Genomic DNA, 23,600 nt, shown 5'->3' with positions numbered 1-23,600 from the left:
GGGCAATCATGGACATGTCACGCGTCGCCGAGCAGGGGCTGGTGCTTTTGGGATGCGGTAAGATGGGATCGGCCATGCTCGCCGGATGGTTGGAGCATGGCCTTACTGCGTCCGCTGTCTGGGTGATCGACCCGAACCCCTCGGACTGGTTGAAGGCGCAGGGTGTCAATATCAACACACCTTTGCCCGAAGCGCCCGCGGTGGTGCTGGTGGCCGTCAAACCGCAGATGATGGGTGAGGCCCTGCCCGCCATAAAAGCTTTGGGAGGGGGTCGCAGTCTGTTCGTGTCGGTCGCTGCGGGCACCTCGATTGCCACATTCGAATCCGTTTTGGGTGACGACACACCGATCGTGCGCGCCATGCCAAACACTCCAGCCGCGATCCGGCAGGGAATCACAGCCTTGATCGGCAACTCGGTTGCATCGGATGCTGATTTAACGCTGACCGAAAACCTGCTGTCGGCCATTGGTGAAACGGTTCTGTTGCAGGACGAGGCGCAAATGGACGCCGTCACCGGCCTCAGCGGCTCAGGTCCGGCCTATGTCTTCCATTTGATCGAAACACTGGCAGCTGCCGGGCAGGCGCAGGGCCTGCCGCATGAGTTGGCGATGAAGCTGGCCAAATCAACCGTGGCCGGGGCAGGCGCTTTGGCGAAGGCGGCCGAGGAAGACCCGTCACAGCTTCGTATCAACGTGACCTCACCAAACGGCACCACGCAGGCCGCGCTTGAAGTGCTGATGCACGAAGAAGAGGGCTTCCCCGACCTGCTGCACCGCGCTGTCAAAGCTGCAACCGACCGATCCAAGGAGCTGTCCCGTGAGTGAGATTACCTTCGACGACTTTCTCAAGGTTGATATCCGCGTGGGTGAGGTGATCCGCGCCGAACCGTACCCCGAAGCCCGCAAACCCGCGATCAAGATGTGGATCGATTTCGGCGATGAGATCGGCGAGCGAAAAACCTCGGCCCAGGTCACCGCGCATTACGATCCTGCGACGCTGGTAGGTAAGCAGGTGATGGCCGTCGTGAACTTCCCACCACGCCAGATCGGCCGGTTCATGTCTGAGGTTCTGGTACTGGGTCTGCCCGATGAAAACGGTGAAATCGTCCTGATCGGCCCGGACGGCGAGGTTCCTGTTGGCGGGCGGATGCACTGATGAAACTGTTTATCGCTCGCCCAATGACGGCTGCCGTCGAGGCCCGCGCCCGCGCAGAATTCGATGTAGAGTTTCGCAGTGAAACACTGCCGATGACGCGCCATGAGATGCTAAGTGCGCTGACGGACTTCGACGTGGTCGTGCCCACTCTGGGCGACATTTTCTCGGATCAAGTGTTCGCCGAAGCGCCCAAACCGCGCTGCAAACTGCTGGCAAATTTCGGCGTCGGCTACAATCATATCGACGTAGACGCGGCCCGTGCCGCTGGCATTGCCGTCACCAATACACCCGGGGCAGTGACCGATGCCACCGCCGACATCGCCATGACCCTGCTGCTGTCGACCGCGCGCCGCGCGGGCGAGGGCGAACGGCTGGTTCGGGCTGGTTACTGGCAGGGCTGGCACCCGACGCAGATGCTGGGTCATCACGTCACCGGCAAACGAGTCGGCATCGTCGGCATGGGACGGATTGGTCAGGCCATCGCGCGCCGTTGCCATTTCGGGTTTGGAATGCAGGTTGCCTATCAGTCCCGCAGCCTGAAGGACTTGGACTTTGCCGCTGAATTCACCCCCGACCCGGCCGCTTTGGCCGGATCGGTCGATTTTCTAATCCTGGCCGTCCCTGGCGGTGCCGAAACCCGCCACCTGATCAACGCACAGGTGTTGGAGGCGATGAACCCCTCGGCCATCCTGATCAACATCGCGCGTGGAGAGGTTGTGGACGAGACCGCCCTGATCGCCGCGCTTCAATCGGGCCAGATTGCGGGTGCGGGGTTGGATGTCTACGAATTCGAACCCGCCGTTCCGCAAGCTCTGAGCAATATGGAGAACGTGACTCTGTTGCCTCATCTGGGTACCGCTACCGAAGAGGTGCGCACCGATATGGGGCACATTGCGCTGGACAACGTCGCCGCCTTCGTCGCGGGTCGCGCGCTGCCAAATCCGGTTTAAGATCCGATTGCCTCGCGCCAGTGTTTGCGGCAGAGCGAGACATAGGTCTCGTTCCCACCTATCTGTACCTGTGCTCCCTCGGTGATGGTCTTTCCGTTTTCGTCCTGGCGAATCACCATCGTCGCCTTGCGGCCGCATCTGCAGATCGTGCGGACCTCTCGCATCTCATCCGCTAGCGCCAGCAGGGCAGCTGATCCGGGGAACAAGTGCCCCTGAAAATCCACCCGCAACCCATAGGTCAGGACCGGAACACGCAGATCATCCACTGCGCGGGCCAGTTGCCAGACTTGCTCTTCGGTCAGAAACTGCGCCTCATCCACGAAAACGCAGGCGATCTGACCTCGGTTCAGGCGCGTCTCAATCATTGCAAACACGTCATCGCCCCCCGAGAACGTATCTGCATCGGCGGAAATCCCGATCCGCGAGGCGATCTTCCCCGCGCCGGCCCGTCCATCCAGAGCAGCGGTCATCAGATAAGTGTCCATGCCCCTTTCACGATAGTTGTGCGAGGCCTGCAGCAACACGGTCGATTTACCCGCGTTCATGGTCGAATAGTTGAAATACAGCTTTGCCATGCGCCCGGGTCTAAAACGCCTTACCCCCTTGGGCAAGATACGAAACAAGCGACGTCGCCGCTGTTGTTGCAGGGGCCGAGCCTAAGCTCAAGGGGGATGGATCCCCCGCTTTCACAACAACGACGCCGTTGGCCGACATGCGGCCAAAACAGAGCGAGGCTAGTATTCTGCCCCGCAATTACTCGTCACCGGCCTAAACGGCCGCCACTCACTCACAAAACCCCCGAATATCTGAGGGATAGCCAATGTATGACATTTCAATTAAGACTCGAGTATGGGAAATTTCTTTTCCCTTTCCCCCACAGTGGCAGATGTTGTGGGAGAGACAGGCAGAAAAGGTAAAAACATGGCAGATATCGGGGCCTATCTGAAAAAACACACAGAAGCATTGGTCAAGGACGTCGGCATTGAATCCGCATGTGAGATCACTGGCAAATCCAAGGCGACTCTGGGCCGGTATTATTCAGACAACGCCGAACATGTTGATCGGTTCATGCCGGTGGATTCAGTCGCGCGGCTTGAGGCCGTTTCTACCTATCCGCATGTCACCTCGGCACTGGCGGATCTGAAAAACATCACCTTGTCCTATGACGGTCGCAATGCGGACACACCGCGCACCGGCGGGGTGAACTCGGACGTCATCGCCCTGAGCCAGCGTTTCGCGATGCTGATGACCGAATATCAGGCCGCCATCGAAGACGGCATCATCACCGTAAACGAAGCCAAGCGCCTGCTGAAGGAAACCAGCCTGCTGCAACAGGTGCTGATCGAGATGAAGCTGCATCTGGAAGAGGAAAGCGTGAGCTAGGGTTAGTCGCTGACCTTCTCGTTACGAATACCTTCTGACACGGGCTATAAAGGTCTGGTTTGCAGACAAAGCCGACCTTGCATTCGACAACGGCAGCTTCGGATTGTAGAAGATGAGTGTGTTCTAATGATTAAGGAAAGTGTTGATGTTGGTGTGTCGATGAAGGTATTTCCACCAACCTTTTCAGTGATTTATTTGATGCTTTCCGTTGGTTCGCTTGCGGCGTCCGACCCAAGTTATCCAGTGTACCCTTGGCAGGTTTCCCCCGAGTGCGCTCTAATCTGGCAAAAAGGTGAGGAAAGTAAAGGCCGGTTGCTGTGCCTCGAGGATGCTGAAATCGTCTCCGAAGGAGAAGGTGGTCTTGTCACATTCGGAACGAAAGTAGGTGACAAAGTCACAAAAAACGAAAGAGAGATAAAACACGTGCCTATGGTTCCAGACCAGTTGCGCGATTTAGTGTTGTGGCTGCAGAGTTGTGGTTCCAGAAGTGCCTGCGATATTGAAGACGAGTTATCCGATGTTTTCAGTATCTTGCAACTTATTGACCTTGAGGATGGGGCTTGGAGATATCAACTGTCACGGTCTCGGACAGAGCCTTCGCTAGGTACATTGATTTACTTCTTCGACGCAGGGGAAGTGTTGATTGCGTTTCGCATCATAAGTGATTTCGCTCAGTTTCGTGATGACGTCGGAATTTACCCATTCTTTGTTGCCAAAAAAGCAAAGAATTAGCGGTACGCTATTCACTCTATTCATACGGGCTTCCCAATGCTCTTTTCGCTGCGCTGAATGTTCCCAAGAAATTGGTTTGGGCTGTAGCTGCCTACCGCTCTTGCAACACCCTTTTGGATTGACAAAGTCCGCTTTGGGCTCAAAGCAGACAGTCAAACACTCTTTTGTGCGAACTCTGGAATCAGCCCATTACCCGTGCCGCTTCACGATCACTGAGCCAACGGAATAACCTGCCCCGAACGAGCAGATCAGCCCGACATCCCCATCCGTCAGATCATCGGAAAATTTGGAGAACGCAATGATCGACCCGGCCGAGGACGTGTTGGCATAATCCTGCAGGATGTTGGGTTGCTCGCCCGCTTCGGCTTCACGGCCCAGCACCTTTTTTCCGATGAAATCGTTCATCGTCTTGTTGGCCTGATGCAGCCACAGGCGTTTCAGTTCGTTGCTGGTCACACCTTCGGACTCCATGTGATCCGAGATGTGTTTGCTGACCATCGGCAGCACTTCCTTGAACACCTTGCGGCCGTTCTGCATGAACTGCATGTCACGTCGGTCGACCACTCCGGCAGGGCGCGAGCGGCGCAGGAAGCCGTTGTTGTTGCGGATGTTGTTCGAGAACGAAGTGGCACAGCGGGTCGAGAGGATTTCGAAATGAGGGCCTTGCGCGTCTTCGATCCGTTCGATCAGGGTGGCCGTGGCCACGTCGCCAAAGATAAAGTGACAGTCTCTGTCGCGCCATTCCAGATGGCCCGAGCAGATCTCGGGGTTCACCACCAGCGCCGACCGCACCGAACCCGAACGGATCATGTCCGCCGCCGCCTGAATGCCGAACGTGGCCGAGGAACAGGCGACGTTCATATCGAAACCGAACCCTTTGATCCCCAGCGCCTGCTGGATTTCAATTGCAATTGCCGGATAGGCGCGTTCGTGGTTCGAGGCGGCGCAAATCACCAGATCGACATCTTCGGCGCTGCGCCCGGCCTGAGCTAACGCCTTTTTGCAGGCATCCACAGCCATTTCGGTCATGATGCCGGGCTCGTCATCGCTGCGCTGGCGCAGCAGAGGGTGCATCACATCCGGGTTCAGAACACCCGACTTGTCCATCACATAGCGGTTCTCAATGCCCGAGGCCTTTAGGATGAACTCTTCGGAGGAATGCTGCATCGGCTCCATCTCGCCAACTGCTATCGCGTCGGCATTCACAGCGTTCTGCTTGTCGGCATAGGCGTTGAAGGCGGCGACAAGCTCGGCATTGGTGATGACGCTTTCGGGTGTGAAAACACCGGTGCCGGTGATTGCAGGGGTATACATGGCGGGTCCTGGACGTTTCGAGTTTGCCTAAAATGCAGTCACAGCAGGGTTTGATCAAGGTATGGTGACCTAACGGAATGTGGTAGGTTTTTCCTATTTGCGCTTCATATCTTGAATAGTTCGAAAATCGAAGTATATGACCAGCCAGACTCATCCGGAGAGTTCGTATGTCAGACGATATCAGCACCAGGCTTAGCCGTCTCAGTCCTGAGATTCAGGCCATTATGGGTGTGTATGCTTTGTACTGGAAGCTGGAAGAGGCCTTTGACTGCGTCGAAACCGATCTGAGCCATCTCGAATGCCATATGCTGATAAAACTGGATCAGCCGAAACGCATGGGTGTATTGGCTGCTGATATGTTGACCGTCCCTTCGACCATCACGGCAACGGCGGATGGTTTGGAAAAGGCGGGGCTACTGATCCGCGAACGCGACCCGGATGACCGTCGAGCCTGGCTGCTGGTTTTGACAGAGCAGGGCCAGGACCTGCGCAACATGCTGGTGTCCGTGGCCGGAGACGTGTTCCACCGCTCTTCTGGTCTGGATGCGGAAGAAACTGCCCAATTCGCGCGGCTGGCGCGCAAAATCCGAGACAACATTCTGAAAACGGGAATTCCCGAGGGATTGACGAAATGAAACTCCTCTCTGTTTTGAGCGCGACCCTGATTGCGCTGGCGACCACGGTTGTGGCGCAAGACACGGCCAAGCCGGTCAAGTTGATGCAGGTACAGGAAACCTCGCCGGGGTTTTCGCGGCAGTTTTTTGGGCGTGTAGCTGCCCGGCAGACTGTTGATCTGGCGTTTCAGGTTTCCGGTCAGATTGTGAAAATGCCGGTGAACGAAGGCTTTGTGATCCCCAAAGGCGAGTTGATTGCGCAACTGGATCAGGCCCCATTCCAGCGCCGCTACGACCGAGCCGTGTTGCAAAAGGATCAGGCTGATCGAACCCTGGCCCGTCTGTCGCGCCTGCGCGGAACGACAGCCAGCCAGGTGGCAGTGGACGACGCAGAAACTGCAGCACAACTGGCCGAGATCGCGGTGCGGGATGCGGAATACGATCTGGAACACGCCACGCTGACAGCACCGTTTGACGCGCTGGTGTCCAGCCGGGCGGTCGAGGCCTTTACCACGGTGTCAGCCGGTGCGCCCATTGTTCGCATTCACGACATGTCCGAGTTGCGGATCGAGGTCGACGTGCCCGAGATTCTGTTCCAGCGGTCATCTCAAGAAAATGAACTGACGATCACCGCGAAATTCCCCACCAGTGATGAAGTGTTTCCTCTTGAGATCCGCGAGTTCGATGCCGAAACGTCCAGCGTGGGGCAGACGTTTCGTATCCAGTTCGGCCTGACCCCGCCAGAGGGGTTGCAGATTCTGCCGGGCTCGTCCGTGACTGTGAACGTTAAGGTGCAGGATACACGGACTGGCATTGTCGTCCCGGCTTCGGCAATCGTTGCCGATGCTGATGGTGCGCTGGGCGTCATGGTATTCTCGCCGGTCGGTGCCGATGAGGGCTCTATCCGTTACGTGCCTGTTACTATCGAACCGACCCAAACGGGTGATGTTCGGGTGCTAACCGGCCTGTCGGATGGCGATGAAATCGTTGTCGCCGGTGGGGGAGCACTGACCGATGGTCAGGCCGTGCGCCGCTTTGCCGGTTTCGCGAACTGAGGGTGGACAGATGAACATCGCACGCGCCTCAATTGACCGGCCACTTTATACTTGGCTGATCATCCTGTTTGCCCTGTTTGGCGGTATCTGGGGGTTCCTTTCGCTGGGCCGTTTGGAAGACCCTGCCTTCACCATCAAAAACGCCGTCATCGCGACCCAGTATCCGGGTGCCACTGCAGAACAAGTGGCGTTGGAGGTTTCGGAGCCGCTGGAATCTGCCATTCAGCAAATGGGCGAAGTCGATACCATCACATCAGTCAACCAACCTGGTTTCTCGCTGATCGAGGTCGAGATCAAATCTACGTATGACGGTACGGAACTGCCGAGTATCTGGACCGAACTGCGCGCCAAGGTGCGCGATGCGGGGCGAAGCTTGCCTCCGGGTGTTGGCGCGCCTTTGGTCAACGACGGATTTGGCGATGTGTTTGGCCTGTTTTATGCAGTAACGGCCGAAGGTTTTACAGACGCCGAGAAACACGAACTGGCGACTTTTCTGCGACGCGAGCTGCTGACCGTATCTGGTGTGGCGGATGTCGAGGTTATGGGCCTGCCGCAAGAGGCCATCTTTGTTGAACCCGACCTTGCCATTTCCGTGAATCAGAATGTACCTATTCAAACCATCAACGAAGCCATTGCCAACGCAGATTCTGTGAACGCATCTGGTTCGGTTCGGTCCGAGAATGACCGCACGACCATCCTGACGGCCGAAGGGTCGGACACCGTTTCGGCCATTGCCGGGTTGTCGGTGGGATCGCAAGGGCAGGTGATCAACCTGTTCGACATGTCCCACGTTTACCGGGGTCGTCAGACCGACCCGGATGTCATGATCCGGTTCAACGGCACTGAGGCGTTCACGCTGGGCATCGCGGGGCTGTCGACCGAGAACATTGTCGAGGTTGGTCAACGCGCGGATGCCAAGTTTGCCGCGCTGGATTCCCAGATCCCATTTGGGGTGGAAATCCTGCCAATCTATCAACAGCATGTTGTGGTCGAGCAGGCCTCCAACGATTTCCTGGTGAATCTGGCGATGTCCGTCAGTATTGTGGTTGCGGTGCTTGGCATATTCATGGGGTGGCGCGCGGCGGTGGTCGTTGGCTCGACTCTGTTGCTGACTGTTGTGGGCACATTGTTGTTCATGTCGATTTTCTCGATCGAGATGGAGCGGATTTCGCTCGGCGCCCTGATCATTGCGATGGGGATGCTGGTGGACAACGCTATCGTTGTCGCCGAGGGGATGCAGATCGCCATGCTGCGCGGTAAGAACTCGCGCGATGCGGCGGATGAGGCCGCGTCCAAGACGCAGATACCACTGCTGGGGGCCACTGTAATCGGCATAATGGCGTTTGCCGGGATCGGTCTCAGCCCCGATGCGACCGGCGAATTCCTGTTCTCGCTGTTTGCCGTGATCGGCATCTCTCTGATGCTGAGCTGGGTGCTGGCGCTGACCGTAACACCTTTGTTGGGACACTACTTCTTCAAACAGGGCAAAGAAGGTGAGGTTGATGCCTATGGCGGTATCATGTTCCGCGTCTATGGGGCGATCCTGCGTTGGTCGCTCCGGATGCGCTGGCTGGTGATTGCCGCCTTGGTCGGGATCACGGTGGCCTGCTTCGCGGGCTTCGGTCTGGTAAAACAGCAGTTCTTTCCAGACTCGAACACGCCGCTGTTCTTCGTACATTACAACTTGCCACAAGGTACGCCGATTGCCCGTACGGCCGAAGACATGGCCGTGTTCGAAGACTGGCTGGCCGAGCGCGACGATGTTGTGTCCGTCACGACCTTTGTCGGACAGGGTGCAACTCGGTTCCTGCTGACCTATTCGGCGGAAAAGCCAAACCCAAGCTACGGTCATATGATCATCCGAACCAACACGCTGGATGACATCCCGGCGCTGCGGGCGGATCTTGAGGCGTTCGGTCAGGCGCAATTCCCCGAAGGCCAGTTCCGTACCAAGCGTTTAATCTTTGGCCCTGGAGGAGGTGATCCGGTTCAGGCGCGGTTCTCGGGAAGTGACCCGGCGGTGTTGCGCGAACTGGCCGATGCTGCAGTGCTGAAAATGCGCGAGGCCTCGCCCAACGCGCTGAACGTCTATCACGATTGGCGCGAGCAAGAATTGGCAGTGCAGCCGATCTACGCGACCGAGCGGGCCCAGACTGCAGGGGTCTCACGCGAGGACATTGCGGCAACGTTACAGTTTTCCACAGATGGCATCACTGCTGGCGGCTTCCGCGAGCGGGACCGCTTGATCCCGATCATCCTGCGCCGCCCCGCGGACGGGGACTACTCGATCGTGGATCAGGTTGTGTACTCGGATCAGTCGGAGAAATTTGTTCCCATCGAGCAAATGGTCGATGGGTTCGAATACAAGTCGCTCAACACGCTGGTGCATCGCCGCGACCGGGTGCTGACAATCACCGTTGGCGCTGACATCCCACCGGATATGACGGCAGCACAGGTCCACTCCGAAGTCCGTGCGGCCATCGAGGGTATGGAACTTCCGCCGGGGTACCGGATGGAATGGGGAGGCGAGTTCGAAAACGCCGGTGAAGCCAATGAAAGCCTTGGCCGCCAGTTGCCGCTGAGCCTGCTGATCATGGTGCTGATCTCGGTGCTGATCTTTAATGCAATCCGTCAGCCGATCATCATCTGGCTGCTGGTTCCGATGTCGGTGAACGGCGTGGTGATCGGCCTGCTGGGCACCGGTCTTCCGTTCACCTTCACCGCGCTGCTAGGCTTGCTCAGCTTGTCGGGGATGCTGATCAAGAACGGCATCGTCCTGGTCGAAGAAATCGATCTGGTCCGCGCCACCGGCAAACCCTTGAGAGAAGCGATTGTCGAGGCTTCAGTCTCGCGTCTGCGCCCCGTAATGCTGGCCGCAATTACCACCATTCTGGGGATGGCGCCGCTGCTGACGGATGCGTTCTTCCGCTCCATGGCGGTGACGATCATGGGTGGCCTGGCCTTCGCCACGATCCTGACAATGGTTGCGGCGCCGGTCTTTTACCTCGTGTTATTCGCGCGGGATGAAAAGCGCGAGGCCGCAACGGCCTGACAATCATCGGGCGGCTGTTTCAGTCGCCCGGATCTTCTGCCGGGTCGTAGTGATTGAAAAAACCTGACAGCTTGTTGCCATCCGGGTGACGCAGATAGGCGACATAGAAATCGGGCGCGCAGGAATCACGTGTGCCCGGTACCCCTTCGTCGGTGCCGCCGTGGTGCTGCCCCGCCGCGTGAAATTGCCGGACCTGTGTCGCGTTGTTGGCGGGGAAGGCCATTATGGTCCCATTGCCCACGCTGGCGGCCCTGCCGTCAAAGGAGGAACAGACCCAAAATCCGGTACCGTCTTCCGGTTCCTTTCCCAAACCTGCGCGATCCTCGGATCATCCTGGCAGGCGGGGTTGTTCCAGAACAACAAAGATCGCGTCATAAAACCGGATGGCCCGTTTCAGGTCATTTGTGCCGTATGTGGTGTAAAGGCGCATGGCTCTCCTGCTGGTTTAAAAAAGCATCATGCAGCCTGCGCACGCACAGGGACAGCTAAACAGTACTGAAGGCCGTGTCAGATCAGTGGGATCAGCGGTACATCACATGCGGCAAGCGTCATCAAAGCGGCGAGAACCATAAACCTGCGCATTTCGTATTCCTTCTGCTCGTTTGCAGAAAAGATGCGCGCCCGAAGACACGGGGTCAACGGGCGCGGTGTGTTTGGTTCAAAATGCGCGGGTTTCGCCGCAGGCGAGTTAGCCCTGTAGCGACTTCACCTCAACATCCCCTTCGGCCTGTGCCTTGATCGCCAGTGCCGCAGCATGGCTGGCGGCCGCAGTGGTGAAATAGGGAATCTTGTCATAGAGCGCGATTGAGCGGATGGATTTGCTGTCCTCGACCGCCTGTGCGCCTTCGGTTGTGTTCATCAACAGCTGCACCTGACCGTCTTTCAGCATGTCAACGACGTCCGGACGGCCTTCATAGACCTTGTTGACCACGTCGCAGTCCACGCCGTGATTGGACAGCCAGCTTTGGGTGCCGCGGGTCGCAATCAGCTTGAACCCTTGCTGGATCAGAACCTGAGCGGCCTCGAGCATCGCAGCGGTCTTGTCAGCATCCTTGATCGAGATAAATGCGCGGCCCGAGGACGGCAGCACCATACCGGCCCCCATCTGCGCCTTAAGGAAGGCGCGCGGGAAGTCGCGATCCCAGCCCATAACCTCGCCGGTTGAGCGCATTTCCGGGCCCAAAATGGTGTCAACGCCGGGGAACCGAGCGAAGGGCAGCACGGCCTCTTTTACTGAGAACCACGGCATGTCCGGGTCGGCCAGGGTCATTTGGTCGGCGATCTTGGTGTCCTTGCCTTCCTGATACGGCGGACGCATCGGGAAATTCGACAGTTTCTCGCCTGCCATGACGCGCGCGGCAATCGAGGCAATCGCGCTGTCAGTGGCCTTGGCCACGAAGGGCACGGTGCGTGAGGCACGGGGGTTCACTTCGATCAGGTAGATTTCGTCGTCCTTGATCGCGAATTGCACGTTCATCAGACCAACGACATTCAGCGCCTTGGCCAGTTTGAAGGTCTGATCCTTGATCTGACCGATGATCTCTTTCGACAGTGAGTAGGGCGGCAACGAACAGGCGGAGTCGCCCGAGTGGACACCCGCCTCTTCGATATGCTGCATGATGCCCGCGACATGGACGTCAATACCATCGCAGAGCGCATCTACATCCAGTTCCACGGCACCTGCTAAATAACTGTCGAGCAGCACAGGGCTGTCGCCCGACACTACCACGGCCTCGTTGATGTAACGTCTCAACTGGTCCATATCGCGCACGATTTCCATCGCGCGACCACCCAAAACGTAGGAGGGGCGGATGACCAGCGGAAAGCCGATCTCGTCGGCAATTTCAAGTGCCTTTTCGTCAGTCGAAGCGATGCCGTTTTTCGGCTGTTTCAGGCCCAGTTCGTTGACCAGCGCCTGGAACCGCTCACGGTCTTCGGCCAGGTCGATGGCGTCCGGTGTGGTGCCGAGGATCGGGATACCCTCGGCCTCCAGCGCGTTGGCCAGTTTCAGTGGTGTCTGGCCGCCGAACTGTACGATAACACCGTGCAACGTGCCGTTTTCCTGTTCTTTCGTCAGGATTTCCATCACGTGTTCAAAGGTCAGCGGCTCGAAATACAGGCGATCCGAGGTGTCATAGTCGGTCGAGACTGTCTCGGGGTTGCAGTTGACCATGATGGTCTCATAGCCGGCCTCGGTCAGCGCGAAACAAGCGTGGCAGCAGCAATAGTCGAACTCGATCCCCTGACCGATCCGGTTCGGGCCACCGCCGAGGATGACGACCTTTTTGCGATCACTGGGCCGCGCCTCGCATTCGACCTCACCCATCATCGGCGCTTCATAGGTCGAATACATATAAGGCGTCTGAGCCTCGAACTCAGCTGCACAGGTGTCGATGCGTTTGAACACGGCATTGACGCCCAGATTGCGGCGGGCGCGGCGGACGTTGTCCTCGTCCCGGCCCGTCAGGTTACCCAAGCGCGCATCGGTGAAACCCAGCATTTTCAGCTTACGGATGCCTTCCTCGGTGACGGGCAGGCCGTCTTTGCGGACCTGACGCTCGGCTTCAATAATCTCGCGGATACGGGCAAGAAACCAAGGGTCGAACTTAGTGACGCCAAAGATCTCGTCATCAGTCAGGCCGTGACGTATGGCCTGTGCGATGGTACGCAGACGGTCGGGCGTCTGTTGGCTGATCGCCTTGATCACGGCAGCCTTGTCGTCGGCTTCTTCCCACACACCCACATTCAGGCCAGGGATTTCGATTTCGTCAAAGCCGGTCAGGCCCGATTCCATAGAGGCCAGCGCCTTTTGCATCGATTCATGGATCGTGCGGCCTATAGACATGGCCTCACCCACCGACTTCATGGCGGTGGTCAGGTAAGGCTCTGAGCCGGGGAACTTCTCGAATGCAAACTTCGGGATCTTGGTGACGACATAGTCGATGGTCGGCTCGAACGAGGCGGGCGTGACCTTGGTAATATCGTTGTCCAACTCGTCCAGCGTGTAACCAACGGCCAGTTTTGCCGCGATTTTGGCAATCGGGAAACCGGTCGCTTTCGATGCCAGTGCCGATGAACGAGAAACACGCGGGTTCATCTCGATCACGACCATCCGGCCATCTTCAGGATTGATCGCCCATTGCACGTTTGAACCGCCGGTTTCGACCCCAATCTCACGCAGAACGGCAATCGAGCCGTTGCGCATGATCTGGTATTCCTTGTCGGTCAGCGTCAGGGCAGGGGCCACGGTGATCGAGTCGCCGGTGTGCACGCCCATCGGGTCAATGTTTTCGATGGAACAGACGATGATCGCGTTGTCGGCGGTGTCGCGCACCACCTCCATCTCGTATTCTTTCCAACCCAGCAGACTTTCATCGACGAGGATCTGGTTGACCGGCGAGGCATCCATGCCCGAGCGGCAGAAATGGATATAATCCTCGCGGTTATAAGCTACACCACCGCCGGTACCGCCCAAGGTAAAGGCAGGGCGGATGATGGCAGGCAGGCCGATCTCTTCCAACTCGTCCAGCGCCATCTGCACACCGGCGTCCAGATCGGTGGAACCGTCTTTACGCTTGGGAGCAGTCACGATGGTCGCTTTTGGGTTTTCCAGGCCCAACCGGTCCATTGCCTCGCGGAACAGGGCGCGGTCTTCGGCCATCTCGATAGCGTCGCGCTTAGCACCGATCATCTCGACACCGAACCTGTCCAGAACACCCATTTCTTCCAGCGCGAGCGAGGTATTCAGGCCGGTCTGCCCGCCCATGGTGGGCAGCAGCGCGTCGGGGCGTTCTTTCTCGATGATCTTGGCAACAACTTCGGGGGTGATCGGCTCGATATATGTGGCGTCCGCCAGCCCGGGATCGGTCATAATGGTGGCTGGGTTTGAGTTCACCAGAATGACCCGGTATCCTTCTTCCCGCAGCGCCTTACAGGCTTGGGCACCGGAATAGTCGAACTCGCAGGCCTGACCGATAACAATGGGGCCCGCCCCGATGATCATGATCGACTTGATGTCGGTTCTTCTCGGCATGGCCACGTTCCTTCGATTGTCCGCGAGTCAGGGCGCCCCCAAGCGCCCAAATTGTCCTGCGTTATAGGGACCGCGCGAAAAGGTTCAAGGGGTATCGGAATTGGGTGTGAAATTGCCGCTTTCCCCTCTTTCCCTTGCCGCCCTATCCTCTATACCGCGCAACACGGCAAATGAGGATGCAATTGCGTATTCGTTTTGATCAGGGGCCGGCCGGGCCTGGAACCGATTTCGACCGGCCTGCCAAGGTGATCCGCGCGGACAAGGCGGAGGATGTGCCCCACGCGCTGGCGGCGCTGGATGAGGCGCGTGCCGAAGGGGCATGGCTTGCGGGCTATGCCAGCTATGAGTTGGGCTATGCGCTGGAGCCCCGTTTGACCGACCGTCTGCCTCAGGATCGCCGCCTGCCTTTGTTGTGCTTTGGCGTCTATGATGCACCTGCCCAACGTGAGCTGCCTGCGGCTTCGGGCGGCGTCACTGGTTTTGAACCGCGCTGGGACGAGGCCCGTTATACCAGAGCCTTTCAGCTGGTTCACGATGCCATCGGGGCCGGGGATATCTATCAGGCCAACCTAACCTTTCCCATCGACCTGACCGTCGAGGGTGACAGCGCCGCGATTTACGCTGCTTTGGCGAGCGGGCAGCCGGTAGGTCACGGTGCGCTGGTTCTGCAGGACGGTCTGCCTGATCTTCTCAGCCGCTCGCCCGAGTTGTTCTTTCGCATCGAGGCGGACCGGATGATCGAAACCCGTCCGATGAAGGGCACCCAACCCCGCAGCGAGGATATGGCCGAGGACGCGCGGCGGCGAGCCTTCCTTTCGATTGATGAAAAGAACCGGGCCGAAAACCTGATGATCGTCGACCTGCTGCGCAATGACATCAGCCGCGTCGCGCTGCCTGGTTCGGTCAAGGTGCCCGAGCTGTTCAAGGTCGAAACCTATGCCACCGTGCACCAGATGATCTCTCTGGTGCAGGCACAGCTGCATCTGGGGGCCGAGCTGTCAGATATCCTGATGGCGCTGTTTCCCTGTGGGTCGATTACTGGCGCGCCGAAAATCCGCGCGATGGAGATCCTTTCCGATCTCGAACCCTGGCCACGCGACATTTACTGTGGCGCCATTGGCTGGGCCGCGCCCGACGGGCGTGCCGAATTCAACGTGGCAATCCGAACCCTGATGGTTGAGAATGGCACGGCGACCCTGAACGTGGGGGGTGGCGTGGTCTGGGACAGCACGGCCCCGTCCGAATATGAGGAAGCGTTATGGAAAGCCCGCTTTGCCCACCAGTTGACCCTGAATTCCGCCTGATTGAAACGCTAGCCTTTCGGCCGGGGCAGGGATTTGTGCGAAAGGATCGGCATCTGGCTCGTATGGCGCTCTCGGCCAGAGCCTTTGGGTTTCCGTTCGACGACGGGTTGGCCGCCGACAAACTGGATGCGGTTTCGGGCGCATCGCCGCTGCGCTGTCGTATGACGCTGTGCGCAGAGGGTGAGATTGATGTGACAACCGGGGCGCTGGCAGACAACCCTCCGGTCTGGCGTGTGGCGATTGCTCAGGCGCGCCTGACCGCAGATGATATCTGGCTGCGGCACAAAACGACCCAACGCGCGCTTTATGACAGCGCCCGCGCGTCCTTGCCAAAGGGGATTGACGAGGTCGTTTTCCTCAACGAACGTGATGAATTGTGCGAAGGCACCATCACTAATCTGTTTCTGCACATGCCGGACGGTCGCTGCCTGACCCCTGCATTGTCCAGCGGCGTCCTGCCGGGCATCCTGCGCGAAGAATTGCTGGAAAATAAACAGGTTACTGAAGCAACCCTGACCTTGACCGATCTGAAAAACGCATCGAAAATCCATATGGGAAATTCGTTGCGTGGTCTGATCCGGGCGGAGTTCGCAGTACAATGAGCAAATCAACCGATTGGGCAGACAGCGCCGCGCCGCTCTCGTGGTTGCGATTGGAATTCGGGCTGTTCTTCATTGCCGTGCCGGTACTGATCGCTGTGTTTTTCCCTCCGAACTGGATGTTCCCGTCGCTGTTCGCCTTCACGGCCATTGGGATTGTTCTACTACACTGCACACCGGGCTTTTCCTGGGCCGAGCTACGATATAATTGGCGCAACTGGTCCTGGGCCGAAGTCGCGCTGTTTGCAGTTGCGATGATCTTATTCTGCGCCGCGCTTGTGATGGCCACCCGGCCCGAGGCTGCGTTCTTCCTGCTGCGCAACCGGCCCGAATTTCTGCTGCTCATCTGGCTAGGCTATCCGCTGCTGTCGGCCTTGCCGCAGGAGTTGCTGTTCCGCTCGCTGTTTTTCCGCCGCTATCATGTGATCCTGCCGAATGGGCGGGCAGCATACCTGCTGAATGCGGCGCTGTTTTCGTTGGCGCATCTGATGTATTGGAGCTGGATCGTCGCCGGCATGACATTTGCCGGAGGGCTGCTGTTCACCTGGGCCTATCGCCAGCGTGGATCGTTTTTCTATGCGGTCCTTCTGCATGCGATAGCGGGGAATATCATCTTCGCTGCGGGTCTGGGCATCTATTTCTACTCGGGCAACGTGCAAAGGCCGTTTTGAGCGGCTTACCCGCCTTGACTTTCCAAGCCTGACGGGGTGTATCGGCGCGACGAATTCTGCGCCCGAAGGGATATGATCCATGCACGCCTATCGCAGCCACACCTGCGCCGCTCTGACCGCCGCCAATGTTGGTGAAACCGTCCGCCTGTCCGGTTGGGTGCATCGTGTCCGAGATCACGGCGGCGTGCTGTTCATTGACCTGCGCGACCATTTCGGCGTGACGCAGGTTCTGTGCGATGGCGACAGCGCGGCCTTTGCCGAGTTGGAGAAGGTGCGTTCAGAGTGGTGTATCCGGATCGACGGCACCGTAAAGGCACGCGCTCCCGAGTTGGTGAACCCGAAACTGCCCACCGGTGAGATCGAAGTTTACGTGCGCGAACTGGAAGTTCTGGGTGCCGCCGACGAACTGCCATTGATGGTGTTTGGCGATCAGGAGTACCCTGAGGAAACCCGCCTGCGCTATCGCTATCTGGATCTGCGCCGTGAGGCGATGCAGCAGAATATGACCCTGCGTTCGGACGTCGTGGCTTCGATGCGCCGCCGTATGTGGGATCAGGGATTCCGTGAGTATCAGACGCCGATCATCACCGCCTCGTCGCCCGAGGGTGCGCGTGACTTCCTGGTGCCCTCGCGTCTGCATCCGGGCAAGTTCTATGCGCTGCCGCAGGCGCCGCAGCTGTTCAAGCAGCTGATCATGGTGTCGGGCTTCGACAAGTATTTCCAGATCGCACCGTGTTTCCGCGATGAAGACCCGCGCGCCGACCGTTCGCCCACCGATTTCTATCAGCTTGACCTCGAGATGTCGTTCGTCGAGCAGCAGGACGTGTTCGACACCATCCAGCCCGTTCTGACCGGGGTGTTCGAAGAGTTTGGCGGTGGCCGCAAGGTTGATCAAGACTGGCCGCAGATTTCTTACAAGGACTCGGCTCTGTGGTACGGGACCGACAAGCCTGACCTGCGCAATCCTATTAAAATGCAAGTGGTCTCCGACCACTTCCGCGGGTCTGGCTTCGCGATTTTCGCGAAGCTGTTGGAGCAGGAAGGCACCGAAATCCGCGCCATCCCCGCGCCGACCGGCGGCAGCCGCAAGTTCTGCGACCGCATGAATGCGTTCGCCCAGAAAGAGGGTCTGCCCGGTATGGGCTACATCTTCTGGCGCGATCAGGGTGAGGGTATGGAGGCTGCGGGACCGCTGGCCAAGAACATCGGCCCCGAACGCACCGAAGCGATCCGCCAGCAACTGGGTCTGGGCGTCGGAGATGCCGCGTTCTTCCTGGGTGGCAAGCCGAAAGCCTTTGAAAAGGTCGCAGGCAAGGCCCGTGATGTGATCGGCGATGAACTGAAACTGACCGAGAAAGACCGGTTCGCCTTTGCCTGGATCGTAGATTTCCCGATCTATGAGCAGGACGAAGAATCTGGCGCGATCGACTTTGAACACAACCCGTTCTCGATGCCGCAGGGAGGTTTGGAAGCCCTGAACGGTAACCCGCTGGACGTGCGTGGCTATCAATATGACCTGGCCTGCAACGGCTATGAGCTGGTGTCGGGCGCGATCCGGAACCACAAGCCCGAGATCATGCTGAAAGCCTTTGAACTGGCTGGCTATGGCGAGGATGAAGTGAAATCCCGCTTTGGTGCCCTGTTCAGCGCTTTCCACTATGGCGCCCCACCACACGGTGGCTGTGCCGCCGGGATCGACCGGATCGTGATGTTGCTGGCGGATGAGGCCAACATCCGCGAGGTCATGATGTTCCCGATGAACCAGCGCGCCGAAGACCTGATGATGGACGCGCCATCCGATCCAACCTCGGATCAGTTGATGGAACTGGGATTGCGCATCATCCCGCAGGATTGATCAAAGGCCCGTCGCAGACTCTGCGGCGGGTTATTCTTTGGTTGCGGGTGCCGTGCCTGAGTGCGCCGCCGAGCACAATGGGCAGGGGCGTGTGCCGCGTGCCACACGAATACTCCGAGCTGTTGTTCTGGTCTGGTAATAGGCCCAGATGCTCAGGATCGCGGCGGTCAGAAAGTAAGCTGTCGCCATCTCAGATCGCCTCGCGCTGTTCCAGCCGCGCCTGAACGATGCCGGCAACCTGCGCGGCCAGAGCGGTAACGGGCGTACCGCCTGCACGCGATTCCGCCAGCTTTTGCGCCGCATCGGCCAGAATGGTGTCTTCGGCATCGCGGGCAACACCACGCAGGAATTGCGCCGCATAGTCCAATGTGCGGTGATCGTTCGGCCCTGCCAGCACATCCGCGATATGGGCCATGTCGTCCTGATAAGCCATCGGGTCTGGGCGAATGACCTCATCCCGGACTGCGTGCAGGCTGTTGGGGCGGCGATCCTCGGGCAGGCTTTCCAGGATGAACTTCTGGAAGTGAGACAGTGATTTCAGAGGTTTGTGCAAGAAACCGTCTGCCCCGGCCTGCAACGCGAAGTCCTGCGCATCATCATCGCCGGACATCCCCAGAATGGCGCCGATCCGTGGGCTGGCCTCGGTCAGTTCAGCGATCAGTTCCGCGCCGGAGCCATCCGGCAGGCCGATATCAACCAGTATGACCGAAGGGCGGTATATCTGCAGATGCCGCCGTGCCGAGGTCAGGCAATCCGCGCGCCGGATGCGGGCACCGCTGTGCAGGCACATAAGCCGGATCGCGTCACAGGCATATCGGCTGTCTTCGACAACCAGAATGGTTTGACCCAGCAGAGGCCGCGTGGCCGTCGGCTGCGCGGGAGTGGCAAAGGGGCTCGAATCGTCCATGGCAGAACTCCTAATCAGCAGATGACCCACGCTAGGAAGTTCTGGCTAACACGACGTTAACGGCAAATTGGCGCACTTGTTCTTTGGTCGAACAGCCCCCATAACCGCTGCAACGCAGAACGGAGGAGAGTTCCATGATTGGTCGTCTGAACCATGTCGCCATTGCCGTGCCTGACCTTGAGGCCGCATCCGAGCAGTACCGCAGCGCGCTGGGCGCCAAGGTTGGGGCACCACAGGACGAACCAGATCATGGCGTGACTGTCGTGTTCATCGAACTGCCCAACACAAAGATCGAACTGCTGTATCCACTGGGCGACGACAGTCCGATCAACGGCTTTCTGGAAAAGAACCCGGCGGGCGGCATTCACCATGTCTGCTATGAGGTCGAGGACATCATCGCCGCCCGCGACCATCTGAAGGAATCCGGTGCCCGCGTTCTGGGGTCCGGAGAGCCCAAGATCGGCGCGCATGGCAAGCCGGTGCTATTCCTGCACCCCAAGGATTTCAACGGCTGCCTGGTCGAACTGGAACAGGTCTGACCCAAGCGAGGCTGTCATGACGATCACCGCTGCACTGGTCCTTTTTGCCGTCATCTGGTTCATGACGCTGTTGATTGTGCTGCCGATCCGCATCAAGACGCAGGGTGATCTGGGGGACATCGTTCCGGGCACCCATTCAGGTGCGCCGGAAGTGCATCACATGAAGAAAAAGCTCTGGATCACCACCGGGATTTCGGTGGTGCTCTGGGCGATCATTGCCGGGATCATAATCTCGGGAGCGATTTCGGTGCGCGACTTTGACTGGCTGAACCAGCTTGAGCCGCGCGAGTAAGCATCAGGACGCAGGACCAGACAGCTTGTGATAGATATGGGTGAAGGTGGCTGCCCCGAGGATCGGGATCACCAGATTCACTAGCGGCACCGACAGTGGAATAGCCATCAGGGTGCCAGCCAGCCAGATTGTGGGCGTGTGCTTGGCGCGTAGTTTGCGCGCGCCGTCCCGCCCGATGCGCCGCATGGCGGCCAGCGTGAAGTATTCCCGGCCCAGCAGGAACCCATTCATTGCCCAGAAAATGAACGGGGCCAGCGGCGTGAAAATGGCGTAGAGGATCAGCGCCAGTAGATTGGCGACAATCAGCACGCTCATGAACTCCGCTGCGTCGCGCATCCCTTCGCTGAGCGGGATACCGGGCACTGCGGGCAGGGTGGGATAATGCTTATCCTCGACCGCCTGTGCGACCTCTTCCAGAAACATCGAGATGATGGCCGAGGCAACGGGCATCATCAGGAACACCGGCAGGATCAGCACCAAAAAGATGCCGGAATAGTTCAACACGTCGTTCAGCCAGGGTACGGCACCGATCCAGGGCAGCGAAATCTCATCCCCGGACAGCCAGTTTATCAGCCAGATTGCACCGGCACAGGCTGCGATCAACAGCACAATCGTCAGACCAACACCGCGCAACAGGACGGCGCGGAACCTGGGGTCTCCGATCTGGCCAAGCGCTGCGAAGAACGCGTTGAAGATCATCATTCCGAGACCCACTCGGTCAGTGCTGTCACATCGGGGCGTGGACGTTCCGGTGGGGCTTTGCCTTCGGTGGCGATATGGATCAGGCCGGCGACACGTTCGTTGTTTTGCAGCCCGAAGGCCTGCCGGCAGAACTCGGCGTCATGGACCTGCCAGCCGGACAACCAGTTTGCGCCCCAACCGGCCGCCAGCGCTGCGTTCAGAAGCGCCAGGCATACAGCACCAGCGGAGTAGGTCTGTTCGATCACCGGGACTTTTTCCGATGGCTTCTGTACCTCAATCACCGCCACGGCCAGATGGCCCATGTCGAACTGGCTGCGGGCTTTTGCGATATCCTCGGGGGCTTTGTCCAGCCGCGTGCCACAGTCCTGCGTCAGCGCCGACAGACGGTCCATTGCGCCCTTCTCGAGAACGATAAAACGCCACGGCTCCAACTTGCCGTGATCCGGGCTGCGTGCGGCGGCCGTCAAAAGGGGCAACAGCTCTTCGCGTGTTGGTGCAGGAGCGACCAGTGTCTTCGCAGGGCGCGACCGGCGCGATTGTAGAAATTCCAGGGCGGCCGGGTTTTTCAAGGACATATGTTAACTTCCTTTACATGGGCAATCTGTATCTGGTTAAGCGTCTGGCGCGTTTCAAGTGCAAACAGCTGGAGATGCGGGATCAATTCCATTCCCCGGTCCGCCGTGCAAGAGTGTTTGCGAGCAAGAGGAAAAAGATGGCAAAACCTAAACTGCGCGATGTGCCGGATTTAACCGCCCATGCCACTGCCGGCGCGGCAATTCCGGTCCGGGTGACGCCCAAAGCGGCAAAGGACAGCATTGCATTGGACAAGGGCGTCATCCGCATCACCGTGACCGCTACACCCGAAAACGGCAAAGCGAATGACGCCGTGCGTCAGATACTGGCCGTTGCCATGGGAGTTGCCCCGACCGATTTGACCCTGAAAAAGGGGCAGACCGCGCGGGACAAGTTGTTTGTCTATGCGTCCTGATCCGGTCTTTCGTGGATCTGATACACGCCCTCGGGCAGGTCCAGCGCGGCAGCCAGGTCGCGCACTTGTTCGGGCGACAGAGTTATCTTCTGAATCTGGTCCGTACGAGGGTCCAATTGCTCAAGCGTCACACATTCGGCGAAGCTGTTGATGACGACATCCTCTTGCAAAGGCTTGGGGCCTTCGTCCACCAGAGTAATGACTGTCGAGTCGAATTCATGCTCAATCGAAAACATGAAGCCAAAGTGCAGGGCGTTGGGCGGCAATGCAACCCGTTCTGCTACATTAGCGCGGTGGCAGTCCCGCGCGGGCCGCGCTATGGTTTTGATAAACGGGATCGCCGTTTCAAAGGAATATGAATGCGCCGTCTGACCTATTTACTGTTTCCTCTGGTGCTGGCGGCCTGCAGCGCCGGTGTCCTGCGTGTGCAACCGGCGGCGGAATGGTCGCAGGATTCGGGTGAATTTCAGGTCGACGCGGCAACTTTTCAGCAGATCAGCCGCGCAGTTGGCAAAGAAGCCCGTGCCGAGTGCCTGCGTCAGGCCCGGGTCAGCAACTGTGATTTCACGATTCTGGTCGATTTGAACCCGCGCGCTCCGGCAAACGCGTTTCAGACGCGGGACGACAAGGATCAGCCGGTGATTATCTTTACCCGCGCGATGATCCAATCCGCAGAAAATGCTGACGAGTTGGCCTTTGTGATGGGGCACGAGGCGGCGCATCACGTGTTGGGACATATCGACCGGCAATCGCAAAACGCGCAGGAAAGTGCTGCGATCTTCAACGATCTGGGCAAGCTGCATGGCGAGGATGGCGAAGACCTCGAACGTTCGCAGAAGCTGGGGGCCGAGGTCGGCGTGCAGGTGAACGTAAAAGCATTTGAACTGGAGGCGGATCAACTGGGAACGATCATCACCCACAACGCCGGGTACAATCCCTTGATCGGCGCAAAGTATTTCGACCGCCTTCCTGATCCGGGGGATAGGTTTCTGGGCACACATCCCCCAAATGCAGCGCGGGTTCAGATCGTTCAGGATACAGCAAGACAGTTGGGTCTGACACAATGACGTCTTTGACACGACTGGGCGTGATCTTGACGGACCGGGGATCCAAATATGCAGTGACGGGTGCACGCGTCAGAACGCGTGCGGATGTTGACGCGGCGTTGCAGGACCTCAAGTCGGACAAGGCCTATGCCAAGGCCACGCACAACACCTGGGCGGCTGTTTTGCCTACGGGTGCGCTCAAGGCGGATGACGGCGAAAGCGGCGCGGGCATGGTGATCCTGCGTATGTTGGAACGTGCAGGGATGGATGATCACGTGGTGATCGTCACCCGCTGGTATGGCGGAAAGAAGCTCGGTGGGGACCGTTTCCGCCGCGTGCAGGATGCCACCCGGGCCTATCTGGATCACATCGGAATGGGGTCTTGACCTGAGTCAAAGGCCCGTTTGGG

The 23,600-nt window shown here is 58.6% G+C and carries 26 protein-coding genes; 17 read left to right on the top strand and 9 right to left on the bottom strand.

From position 1 onward, the window contains the following. Positions 1 to 8 precede the first annotated feature (8 nt). From proC to ACR0IK_RS07650, 3 genes are read left to right on the top strand one after another with little or no spacing between them, the layout of a single operon-like run. Positions 9 to 824 (top strand): pyrroline-5-carboxylate reductase, encoded by an 816-nt coding sequence (gene proC / locus ACR0IK_RS07660; protein WP_480641029.1) that lies wholly within the window; start codon positions 9 to 11, stop codon positions 822 to 824. Further along, positions 817 to 1,155 carry a tRNA-binding protein gene (locus ACR0IK_RS07655; RefSeq protein ID WP_170400563.1) on the top strand — a complete coding sequence of 113 codons (339 nt, stop codon included), beginning with the start codon at positions 817 to 819 and terminating at the stop codon, positions 1,153 to 1,155. The genes proC and ACR0IK_RS07655 overlap by 8 nt, the downstream gene beginning before the upstream one ends. After that, positions 1,155 to 2,105 (top strand): 2-hydroxyacid dehydrogenase, encoded by a 951-nt coding sequence (locus ACR0IK_RS07650; protein WP_480641028.1) that lies wholly within the window; start codon positions 1,155 to 1,157, stop codon positions 2,103 to 2,105. The genes ACR0IK_RS07655 and ACR0IK_RS07650 overlap by 1 nt, the downstream gene beginning before the upstream one ends. On the opposite strand, the gene ACR0IK_RS07645 is transcribed toward ACR0IK_RS07650, so the two are convergent. Next, on the bottom strand, positions 2,102 to 2,680 hold the full coding sequence (locus ACR0IK_RS07645) for a thymidine kinase (RefSeq protein ID WP_480590226.1): 579 nt from the start codon (positions 2,678 to 2,680) through the stop codon (positions 2,102 to 2,104). The two genes, ACR0IK_RS07650 and ACR0IK_RS07645, sit on opposite strands and share 4 nt — an antisense overlap. A 346-nt stretch (positions 2,681 to 3,026) precedes the next feature. Here ACR0IK_RS07645 and ACR0IK_RS07640 point away from each other — a divergent pair, with 346 nt between their 5' ends. Together ACR0IK_RS07640 and ACR0IK_RS07635 are read left to right on the top strand one after the other, a co-directional pair. After that, positions 3,027 to 3,488, top strand: coding sequence for a hypothetical protein (locus ACR0IK_RS07640; protein WP_480590224.1), 462 nt, complete (start codon positions 3,027 to 3,029; stop codon positions 3,486 to 3,488). Between the two features lie 126 nt (positions 3,489 to 3,614). Continuing rightward, positions 3,615 to 4,220, top strand: a complete 606-nt coding sequence (locus ACR0IK_RS07635; protein ID WP_480641027.1) for a hypothetical protein — start codon at positions 3,615 to 3,617, stop codon at positions 4,218 to 4,220. Positions 4,221 to 4,409: 189 nt separating this feature from the next. Here the strand turns inward: ACR0IK_RS07635 and ACR0IK_RS07630 are convergent, their stop codons facing one another. Then, positions 4,410 to 5,534, bottom strand: coding sequence for a beta-ketoacyl-ACP synthase III (locus ACR0IK_RS07630; RefSeq protein WP_480641026.1), 1,125 nt, complete (start codon positions 5,532 to 5,534; stop codon positions 4,410 to 4,412). A 167-nt stretch (positions 5,535 to 5,701) separates the two neighbouring features. Here ACR0IK_RS07630 and ACR0IK_RS07625 point away from each other — a divergent pair, with 167 nt between their 5' ends. The 3 genes from ACR0IK_RS07625 to ACR0IK_RS07615 are packed head-to-tail and all read left to right on the top strand — an operon-like array spanning position 5,702 to position 10,255. Then, positions 5,702 to 6,169: a MarR family winged helix-turn-helix transcriptional regulator gene (locus ACR0IK_RS07625; RefSeq protein WP_480641025.1), complete on the top strand. Its 468-nt coding sequence runs from the start codon at positions 5,702 to 5,704 to the stop codon at positions 6,167 to 6,169. Beyond that, on the top strand, positions 6,166 to 7,203 hold the full coding sequence (locus ACR0IK_RS07620; RefSeq protein WP_480641024.1) for an efflux RND transporter periplasmic adaptor subunit: 1,038 nt from the start codon (positions 6,166 to 6,168) through the stop codon (positions 7,201 to 7,203). Before ACR0IK_RS07625 ends, ACR0IK_RS07620 begins: the two co-directional genes overlap by 4 nt. Before the next feature lie 10 nt (positions 7,204 to 7,213). Next, positions 7,214 to 10,255: an efflux RND transporter permease subunit gene (locus ACR0IK_RS07615; protein WP_480641023.1), complete on the top strand. Its 3,042-nt coding sequence runs from the start codon at positions 7,214 to 7,216 to the stop codon at positions 10,253 to 10,255. Between the two features lie 19 nt (positions 10,256 to 10,274). On the opposite strand, the gene ACR0IK_RS07610 is transcribed toward ACR0IK_RS07615, so the two are convergent. Together ACR0IK_RS07610 and carB are read right to left on the bottom strand one after the other, a co-directional pair. Further along, entirely contained in the window at positions 10,275 to 10,565 is a 291-nt protein-coding gene (locus ACR0IK_RS07610; RefSeq protein ID WP_480641022.1) for a VOC family protein, read from the bottom strand. A gap of 378 nt (positions 10,566 to 10,943) precedes the next feature. Beyond that, a complete protein-coding gene (gene carB, locus ACR0IK_RS07605; RefSeq protein ID WP_480641021.1) occupies positions 10,944 to 14,288 on the bottom strand; it encodes a carbamoyl-phosphate synthase large subunit in 3,345 nt (1,114 codons plus the stop codon). Between the two features lie 176 nt (positions 14,289 to 14,464). Here carB and ACR0IK_RS07600 point away from each other — a divergent pair, with 176 nt between their 5' ends. From ACR0IK_RS07600 to aspS, 4 genes are all read left to right on the top strand, one after another. Continuing rightward, positions 14,465 to 15,592 (top strand): aminodeoxychorismate synthase component I, encoded by a 1,128-nt coding sequence (locus ACR0IK_RS07600; protein WP_480641020.1) that lies wholly within the window; start codon positions 14,465 to 14,467, stop codon positions 15,590 to 15,592. Continuing rightward, on the top strand, positions 15,547 to 16,194 hold the full coding sequence (locus ACR0IK_RS07595; RefSeq protein WP_480641019.1) for an aminotransferase class IV family protein: 648 nt from the start codon (positions 15,547 to 15,549) through the stop codon (positions 16,192 to 16,194). The genes ACR0IK_RS07600 and ACR0IK_RS07595 overlap by 46 nt, the downstream gene beginning before the upstream one ends. Beyond that, positions 16,191 to 16,862 (top strand): CPBP family intramembrane glutamic endopeptidase, encoded by a 672-nt coding sequence (locus tag ACR0IK_RS07590; RefSeq protein ID WP_480641018.1) that lies wholly within the window; start codon positions 16,191 to 16,193, stop codon positions 16,860 to 16,862. The genes ACR0IK_RS07595 and ACR0IK_RS07590 overlap by 4 nt, the downstream gene beginning before the upstream one ends. A gap of 79 nt (positions 16,863 to 16,941) precedes the next feature. Then, complete coding sequence (aspS, locus tag ACR0IK_RS07585) at positions 16,942 to 18,717, top strand: aspartate--tRNA ligase (protein WP_480641017.1); 1,776 nt, start codon at positions 16,942 to 16,944, stop codon at positions 18,715 to 18,717. Between the two features lie 30 nt (positions 18,718 to 18,747). Here aspS and ACR0IK_RS07580 read toward each other — a convergent pair whose 3' ends face one another. Continuing rightward, entirely contained in the window at positions 18,748 to 18,906 is a 159-nt protein-coding gene (locus ACR0IK_RS07580) for a hypothetical protein (RefSeq protein WP_480590202.1), read from the bottom strand. 1 nt (position 18,907) lies between these two features. Beyond that, complete coding sequence (locus ACR0IK_RS07575) at positions 18,908 to 19,624, bottom strand: response regulator (protein WP_480641016.1); 717 nt, start codon at positions 19,622 to 19,624, stop codon at positions 18,908 to 18,910. A 134-nt stretch (positions 19,625 to 19,758) separates the two neighbouring features. Between ACR0IK_RS07575 and mce the strand changes: the two genes are divergently transcribed. Both mce and ACR0IK_RS07565 read left to right on the top strand, forming a co-directional pair. After that, on the top strand, positions 19,759 to 20,163 hold the full coding sequence (mce, locus tag ACR0IK_RS07570; protein ID WP_170452613.1) for a methylmalonyl-CoA epimerase: 405 nt from the start codon (positions 19,759 to 19,761) through the stop codon (positions 20,161 to 20,163). A 16-nt stretch (positions 20,164 to 20,179) separates the two neighbouring features. Beyond that, on the top strand, positions 20,180 to 20,455 hold the full coding sequence (locus tag ACR0IK_RS07565; RefSeq protein ID WP_480641015.1) for a DUF1467 family protein: 276 nt from the start codon (positions 20,180 to 20,182) through the stop codon (positions 20,453 to 20,455). A 3-nt stretch (positions 20,456 to 20,458) separates the two neighbouring features. On the opposite strand, the gene ACR0IK_RS07560 is transcribed toward ACR0IK_RS07565, so the two are convergent. Beyond that, the gene (locus tag ACR0IK_RS07560; RefSeq protein ID WP_480641014.1) at positions 20,459 to 21,157 is read right to left on the bottom strand and encodes an EI24 domain-containing protein; all 699 of its coding nucleotides are present in this window, start codon (positions 21,155 to 21,157) and stop codon (positions 20,459 to 20,461) included. Next, entirely contained in the window at positions 21,154 to 21,732 is a 579-nt protein-coding gene (locus ACR0IK_RS07555) for a nitroreductase family protein (protein ID WP_480641013.1), read from the bottom strand. The genes ACR0IK_RS07560 and ACR0IK_RS07555 overlap by 4 nt, the downstream gene beginning before the upstream one ends. Before the next feature lie 137 nt (positions 21,733 to 21,869). Between ACR0IK_RS07555 and ACR0IK_RS07550 the strand changes: the two genes are divergently transcribed. Continuing rightward, the gene (locus ACR0IK_RS07550) at positions 21,870 to 22,145 is read left to right on the top strand and encodes a DUF167 domain-containing protein (RefSeq protein ID WP_480590194.1); all 276 of its coding nucleotides are present in this window, start codon (positions 21,870 to 21,872) and stop codon (positions 22,143 to 22,145) included. Here ACR0IK_RS07550 and ACR0IK_RS07545 read toward each other — a convergent pair. Next, complete coding sequence (locus ACR0IK_RS07545) at positions 22,133 to 22,381, bottom strand: hypothetical protein (RefSeq protein WP_480590536.1); 249 nt, start codon at positions 22,379 to 22,381, stop codon at positions 22,133 to 22,135. The two genes, ACR0IK_RS07550 and ACR0IK_RS07545, sit on opposite strands and share 13 nt — an antisense overlap. Before the next feature lie 123 nt (positions 22,382 to 22,504). Here ACR0IK_RS07545 and ACR0IK_RS07540 point away from each other — a divergent pair, with 123 nt between their 5' ends. Beyond that, a complete protein-coding gene (locus ACR0IK_RS07540; RefSeq protein ID WP_480641012.1) occupies positions 22,505 to 23,212 on the top strand; it encodes a M48 family metallopeptidase in 708 nt (235 codons plus the stop codon). Beyond that, positions 23,209 to 23,577, top strand: coding sequence for a YigZ family protein (locus ACR0IK_RS07535; RefSeq protein WP_480590190.1), 369 nt, complete (start codon positions 23,209 to 23,211; stop codon positions 23,575 to 23,577). The genes ACR0IK_RS07540 and ACR0IK_RS07535 overlap by 4 nt, the downstream gene beginning before the upstream one ends. Positions 23,578 to 23,600 lie beyond the last annotated feature (23 nt).

Source organism: Ruegeria sp. BF7 (assembly GCF_056538605.1).
The sequence above is the reverse complement of the archived record's forward strand: the minus strand, read 5'-3'. Positions and strand labels throughout refer to the sequence as shown.